The sequence below is a fragment of the Bacillus sp. HMSC036E02 genome (assembly GCF_001836235.1).
In the GTDB taxonomy this organism is placed as follows: domain Bacteria; phylum Bacillota; class Bacilli; order Bacillales; family Bacillaceae_G; genus Bacillus_A; species Bacillus_A cereus.
In genome coordinates, this window is record NZ_KV827834.1 from 86907 (window position 1) to 93351 (window position 6445).

A 6445-nucleotide genomic window follows, 5' to 3' on the forward strand; every position below is an offset into this window, starting at 1 on the left:
TTTTCTATAGTGTAATACTTTCTCCAGCTTCTAATACTTTCCCTGTACAATTTTGTAGCTTTTCTACAAATTGATATGGATCTTGTTCAATAACTGGGAACGTATTGTAATGCATCGGTACAACAGTTTTCGCATTAATCCATTTTGCCGCTAGTACAGCATCTTCTGGTCCCATTGTGAAATTATCACCAATTGGTAAAAATGCTAGATCAACTTTATTTAATTCCCCAATTAACTTCATATCAGAGAATAGTGCAGTATCTCCTGCGTGGTATACAGTTTTCTCTTCTGCTGTAAATAAAATACCTGCTGGCATACCTGTATATGTAATCGTCTTATTTGCTTCATCAATATAACTAGAGCCGTGGAATGCTTGTGTAAACTTCACTTTTCCGAAGTCAAATTCATGTGAACCACCAATATGCATCGGGTGTGTATTTACACCTTGCCAACTTAAAAATGTTGCTAGTTCAAATGGTGCTACAACAACTGCATTATTTTTCTTCGCAAGTTCTACTGTATCTCCAACATGATCACCGTGTCCATGCGATAAAAGGATTGCATCCACTTTTACATCTTCAGCTTTTAAATCTGTTTTCGGATTACCTGTTAAAAACGGGTCAATTAAAATAACTTTTCCATTCGCCTCAATTTTCACAACTGAATGTCCATGATAAGATACTTTCATTATTACATTCCTCCCCTATTCACATTCTCACTTTTTATTCTACATGATTTTTCAATCCCCTGTCTTTTCTAACATCTATTTACTTGTCATAACGCTTTCTTCCGAGTTAAAGTTATATTTGTAATTAAATATCTCGGGGGTGCCAATCGATGAATGCTAGATTAGAAAATTTAATGCAATGGCTAAAAGAAAAAAACGTAGAAGCTGCGTTCTTAACTTCTACACCGAACGTCTTCTACATGACAAACTTCCACTGTGAACCACACGAAAGACTTCTTGGTATGTTTGTATTCCAAGAAAAAGAACCTATTTTAATTTGCCCTAAAATGGAAGAAGGCCAAGCACGTAACGCTGGCTGGGCACATGAAATTATCGGATTTACTGATACTGACAGACCATGGGATATGATTGCAAAAGCAATTAAAGACCGCGGCATCAATGCAAATGCAGTTGCAATTGAAAAAGAACATTTAAACGTAGAGCGCTACGAAGAATTAACGAAATTATTCCCAAATGCAGCTTTCAAATCAGCTGAGGAGAAAGTTCGCGAACTTCGTTTAATTAAAGATGAAAAAGAACTTTCTATTTTACGCGAAGCAGCTAAAATGGCGGACTATGCTGTTGAAGTTGGTGTAAATGCAATTAAAGAAAACCGCAGCGAGCTAGAAGTATTAGCAATTATTGAACACGAATTAAAAACAAAAGGCATACATAAAATGTCATTTGATACGATGGTATTAGCAGGTGCGAACTCTGCTCTTCCACACGGTATTCCTGGCGCAAACAAAATGAAACGCGGCGATTTCGTACTATTTGATTTAGGCGTAATCATTGATGGTTATTGCTCTGATATTACACGTACAGTAGCATTCGGTGAGATTTCTGAAGAGCAAACTCGCATTTACAACACTGTACTTGCTGGACAACTACAAGCAGTTGAAGCATGTAAACCAGGTGTTACACTTGGCGCAATCGATAACGCTGCTCGTTCTGTTATCGCAGATGCAGGTTACGGAGACTTCTTCCCGCACCGACTTGGTCATGGACTTGGAATTAGCGTACACGAATATCCAGATGTAAAAGCTGGTAACGAGTCTCCATTAAAAGAAGGTATGGTCTTCACAATCGAACCTGGTATTTATGTACCAAACGTAGGTGGCGTTCGTATTGAAGATGATATTTACATCACAAAAGACGGATCAGAAATTTTAACGAAATTCCCGAAAGAATTACAATTTGTAAAATAATAAAAAAGGCAGCTTGATTGCTGCCTTTTTTATTTCTCTACTATTTCAAATTTCTCTACAATCATTTTTGCTGGATAGCTTTCAAGTGTTTGAGAAGACCATACTTTTATTTTATCCCCTGTTTTTAGTTTATTATATGCATCTTTAACCTTAAAACTCAGAACTATATGTGATGGATACTCTTTATTCATTTGTTGTTCTATATAATTTTGTAACTCTACTTTCGTTTCAAACGTTTTATCACTGACGAAAAATACCGTATCATTTCTTACTATGACATATCCTTCTTCAGGTACTTTTTTTACTGCTACTTGCTCTACTTTTTTTGTAGTACACGCTGATAATATGATTAAAAATACACTTAGAAACATAAAGATTTTCATATGCCTATTCATTTTTAACTCCTTACTCTAGGCTATTTCAAATTTAACACCATCTTCTCCTCATACTTATCATCCCATTTAATCACAACTTCTATCGGTTCATCTTTAGATAAAGGCGTACAACTTACACAAGAAGACTTTATTTCAATCTTTGCTCCTTTATGATTTTCTGACGTTTGTGTCATTGTGCTAAAGGCTCCATTAATAGCAATCTCTAAATTTTTAAATTCTGTATTTCCATCTCCGCCCTTATACTGAAATGTAAACATTCCATCTTCACTATCATCCTTAATATGGCCTTTATATTGTCCCGTCCAACTTTTGCTCTCGCTAGAAAAAGTAACATACCAAATCGAACAACTCCCTAAAAAGAAAATAGTAATAAAAAAGAATAATACTCTCTTCATCATGCCCCTCGATTCAAAAGCATTTATTTATTGTCTATTTCTTCCTTTAAATATTATTAAAAAAAGAAGGCCACTCAAAAAGTGCCTTCTTCTATTTCACTAATATTTAATTGAAATTTCACGATCCAAACTGAGAAAAGGTGGACAAGAAGCGCAAACGCCATACATGCTCCGCTTAAAAAAGTTAGTATAGGATGCGAATACACGTGCCCTAATCCATAGGATATCGCCACGAAAAACATAGTTATGTAAATATAAATTGCTCCATGTATTTGCCTCATATAAACCTCCTTTTCCCATAGTATAACATAAGTTTTCTGATTATTCACATTAATAGACTGTAATTAATATTTCTCAACTGTTACACCTCTAACAGCAGCCTTAATATATGGTGCTCCTTGTAAACTTTGTAAATCCTCTGTTTTGCCTGTTACAACTACACCGTATATTTGTAAGTCTTTTGGTTCGGTGTTTTTTATTTCTTTATCCCGCATTAACAGGCAGTAAGACCCCACATCAAAATTCAGCGGAAGTAAAGAAGTTAGGTGGGGGGCGGACTGCTCGTAAAAGCCCGATTGGTGAGGGCTGATAATCAGTGGGGGATGCCCTCACCACTGATTAAAGTTTCACTTTATAGTTTATCCTAAAATATTCTCGATATCCCTCTTTATTTTCACTTAAAGATATCCAAATACAGCTTTTATAAATTTTTCCATAATAAAAAGCACATTTATTTTGATGTGCTCTTCACATATAATTTAGTAAAATATGAATCATTTTTTGAAACAAAAACTCCCACTCATCTCTCCCCATACTATCGTTATGACTTAGTTGCCATAATAATTGAACGAGGATAAAATCCCAGCTTTTCATAAAATGATACAGCTTCATTTCCATACACTACTGTTAATTCAATTTCATCTATCTTTTTCACTTTAAACCATTCCACTGCACTATTCATTAATTTCAAACCAAATCCGTTTCTTCGGTATTTTTCATCAACAAATAAAACTTCAATCTTTCCGCTTACGCTTTTACTATACGCTATACAAAATCCTAATATATTATCTGTTTCTGACTCAATCAATAATTCAATTCTATATTCTCCGTACTTTGAGTTCTTTTTATAATTTTCAATACGTTCCTCAAATGTCATTCTTGGGTAATCGCCAGAAAAATATTTTGATTTATTATTATGATATTCATGCAATTTATTTAAGGATTCTCTTATTATCTCTATTTCATCGAGAGTGATATATTTATTACTAATTCTCATCCTATAGCATCTCCAATAATATATATTTCAGCATAAAAATAAGACTGTTTTTTGTTCACAAAATATTACTCTATTATTCCATCGCTTCCCTCACAACCTCTTGAATCATAACAACTTCTGTTTTCATATCAATAGATGGTGCTTCTTCATCGATACATTCATACCAAAACGCTAAGTGCTTTTTATCGATTTCATAATGAGAATTTTCGACAAGAGCTCCGCCTTCTCCTTGCACAGAATACCAATATAAGTACTCTTCTCCATCTCTTATTTCCCGGAAAATTGTCTCAACATACATCTTTTCGTCGTTTAATGTCAAAAGGACTTCTTTCATATTTTCATTAAGAAGCTGCATCCATTCATCTACTCGATGACTCTTACCAGGCTTAACTTTAAATCTCGTTAATTCTACATTCATTTTTATTCCCCCGTTTTCTTACGTACAAACAAACTGTATTCTATTGGATGATAAAAACTTAATTTACTAGCTAATTTTCGCGAAGGAATATTGTCTACATAACAATCCCAGCTCGGTATAATATCATTTTGCATGCAATGTTCAATGAACCGTGTCGCAACAGCTTGAGCTAATCCTTTCCCTTGATATGCTTTATGCGTAGCAATATCGATTTCAGCAAAACTATTCCCTCTAAATATTGAGACGCATTCAGCTATAATCATCCCACCTTGTTCTATACAAAATCCGAAACCACCGTTCAAAAATAGTTCTTTTGATCCCCAATATTCTTTATAATACTTCTCTGTAAATTCACTGCTTCGTTCTATATCACTTTTATCAATACGCTTCACTGCATATGTATTTTTATTTGCATCTTGTGTTCGCTCTTCAAAGATTTCTCTTTGGAATTTCATTCGTGGCATATTCCGAAGTACATTACTAAAACGCCCTTCAATCATCATTTCCCACTCTTCACTTGAAGCGAATAGTGTAAATCTCTTCTCTGTTTTTTCAATAGCCATTTTTAAATACATCAATAAATCTTCATTATAATTTTGATCATCCGTATGACCAAATAAATAATAGATACCGTTAACTGTACGAATTAATCCTGCTGTTAACTTCTCGTTGGCAAAAATCTCACCATCTATCATTTGGTCACATACCGCATAAGCAAATGTCGTCGTTCTTGTATTACTTTCCAAAATCGGAATGATTTTTCTATACTCGGCTACAGATAATTTTTTCATAACTGCTCCACTTTAATCGTATCAGCTTCTATATTTTCGAAACAAAGATTTACTGTTCTCTTTAATGCTCTCGTTCTATGAATCGTACACGCTGGAATTAAAATAGAATCATTCGGCTTTAAAACTGCTGTTTCTCCATCTTCAAAATCGATAAGCAATTCTCCCTCTAGCACAATGAATAATTCATCCGAATTAGAATGATAATGCCAATCATATTCGCCAGTAAATACAGCGATTCGTAAGCAATGATTATTTACATTTGAAACGACGAAATTTTTATGTTGATCTTTAATATCCTTTGTTAATTCTATTAAGTTCACAGTTTCCATCTTTCGTCCCATCCTTTCATTAGTCGTTCTTCTAAAAAACTAACTTAATCTCCTCCACCTCCGCAATCTCCTCCACCATCACTTGAGCTGCTACAATCATTGCTACTGTAGTCACCGAATCCACTTGATGAGCTTGAATTGGATGAAGATTTTTTGCTTCTTTTTCTATCTTTTTTACTTTCATGACTAGGCCAAACCTTATCAAATAATATAAAGAATAAGATTCCTTCTACCATAACAAGCATAACGCCAAAAATACCTTCAATAACATTAGGGGTTATCCCCAAACTTTTAACCATCCCACATAAAAACACACAAAAAATCACATACAAGAACATACAAATATATCGAAATACTTTTTCTATCATAAGGACTACTTTTTTTGAAAAAGGTATGTTCTGTTCCTGTTTTCTCTTCATATACTTTTGTCTCTTAACTTGCTTTTTCTTCCTCTTTTTGCTCCCCATTGAATCCCCTCTTTTTGTTATATAATTCTAAATTATCATAATAAAAATCGATTTACACCAATAAATAACAATTATTCACATGTTATTTCTCCATAAAAAAGACCCTCCTCATAAAGGAAGGTCTCGAATGTATTTCTATTATGATAAAGCAGGAGCTTTTTCAAGAAGCTCTTTCGCATCAGCGTATTGTAAGCCGTGCGCTTCTGCAACTGCTTCGAATGTTACATAGCCATCTAATGTGTTAATACCTTTTAGTAATGCAGTGTTGCCTAAGCAAGCATCTTTGTAACCTTTGTTCGCAATTTGTACTGCATATGGTACTGTTACGTTTGTTAATGCAAGAGTTGACGTACGTGGAACTGCACCTGGCATATTAGCAACTGCATAATGAACAACGCCATGTTTTTCGTAAGTTGGGTTATCATGAGTTGTAATACGA

10 protein-coding genes and 2 pseudogenes are annotated in these 6445 nt (G+C 34.3%); 1 reads left to right on the plus strand and 11 read right to left on the minus strand.

Annotated elements, in window-relative coordinates; translation table 11 throughout:
* Nucleotides 1-4: 4 nt before the first annotated feature.
* On the minus strand, nt 5-688 hold the full coding sequence (locus HMPREF2590_RS11120) for a metal-dependent hydrolase (protein WP_000868922.1): 684 nt from the start codon (nt 686-688) through the stop codon (nt 5-7).
* A gap of 149 nt (nt 689-837) precedes the next feature.
* Here HMPREF2590_RS11120 and pepQ point away from each other — a divergent pair, with 149 nt between their 5' ends.
* Nucleotides 838-1935, plus strand: coding sequence for a Xaa-Pro dipeptidase (pepQ, locus tag HMPREF2590_RS11125; protein ID WP_000994032.1), 1098 nt, complete (start codon nt 838-840; stop codon nt 1933-1935).
* A 29-nt stretch (nt 1936-1964) separates the two neighbouring features.
* Here the strand turns inward: pepQ and HMPREF2590_RS11130 are convergent, their stop codons facing one another.
* From HMPREF2590_RS11130 to HMPREF2590_RS11170, 10 genes and pseudogenes are all read right to left on the minus strand, one after another.
* Nucleotides 1965-2330, minus strand: coding sequence for a DUF3221 domain-containing protein (locus tag HMPREF2590_RS11130; RefSeq protein ID WP_001079366.1), 366 nt, complete (start codon nt 2328-2330; stop codon nt 1965-1967).
* Between the two features lie 20 nt (nt 2331-2350).
* A complete protein-coding gene (locus tag HMPREF2590_RS11135) occupies nt 2351-2725 on the minus strand; it encodes a hypothetical protein (RefSeq protein WP_000832323.1) in 375 nt (124 codons plus the stop codon).
* A 74-nt stretch (nt 2726-2799) separates the two neighbouring features.
* The gene (locus HMPREF2590_RS11140) at nt 2800-3006 is read right to left on the minus strand and encodes a hypothetical protein (RefSeq protein WP_001248905.1); all 207 of its coding nucleotides are present in this window, start codon (nt 3004-3006) and stop codon (nt 2800-2802) included.
* A gap of 63 nt (nt 3007-3069) precedes the next feature.
* A pseudogene (locus HMPREF2590_RS29890) lies at nt 3070-3210 on the minus strand (anti sigma factor C-terminal domain-containing protein); the annotation flags it as partial.
* Between the two features lie 335 nt (nt 3211-3545).
* Entirely contained in the window at nt 3546-4001 is a 456-nt protein-coding gene (locus tag HMPREF2590_RS11145; protein WP_001222923.1) for a GNAT family N-acetyltransferase, read from the minus strand.
* 73 nt (nt 4002-4074) lie between these two features.
* A complete protein-coding gene (locus HMPREF2590_RS11150) occupies nt 4075-4419 on the minus strand; it encodes a DUF6176 family protein (protein WP_001100215.1) in 345 nt (114 codons plus the stop codon).
* A 2-nt stretch (nt 4420-4421) separates the two neighbouring features.
* The gene (locus HMPREF2590_RS11155) at nt 4422-5210 is read right to left on the minus strand and encodes a GNAT family N-acetyltransferase (protein ID WP_000736725.1); all 789 of its coding nucleotides are present in this window, start codon (nt 5208-5210) and stop codon (nt 4422-4424) included.
* Nucleotides 5207-5539: a cupin domain-containing protein gene (locus tag HMPREF2590_RS11160; protein ID WP_000450927.1), complete on the minus strand. Its 333-nt coding sequence runs from the start codon at nt 5537-5539 to the stop codon at nt 5207-5209. Before HMPREF2590_RS11160 ends, HMPREF2590_RS11155 begins: the two co-directional genes overlap by 4 nt.
* Nucleotides 5540-5583: 44 nt before the next feature.
* Nucleotides 5584-6006, minus strand: a complete 423-nt coding sequence (locus tag HMPREF2590_RS11165; RefSeq protein WP_000534949.1) for a hypothetical protein — start codon at nt 6004-6006, stop codon at nt 5584-5586.
* 138 nt (nt 6007-6144) lie between these two features.
* Nucleotides 6145-6445, minus strand: a pseudogene (locus tag HMPREF2590_RS11170) (alanine dehydrogenase); the annotation flags it as partial.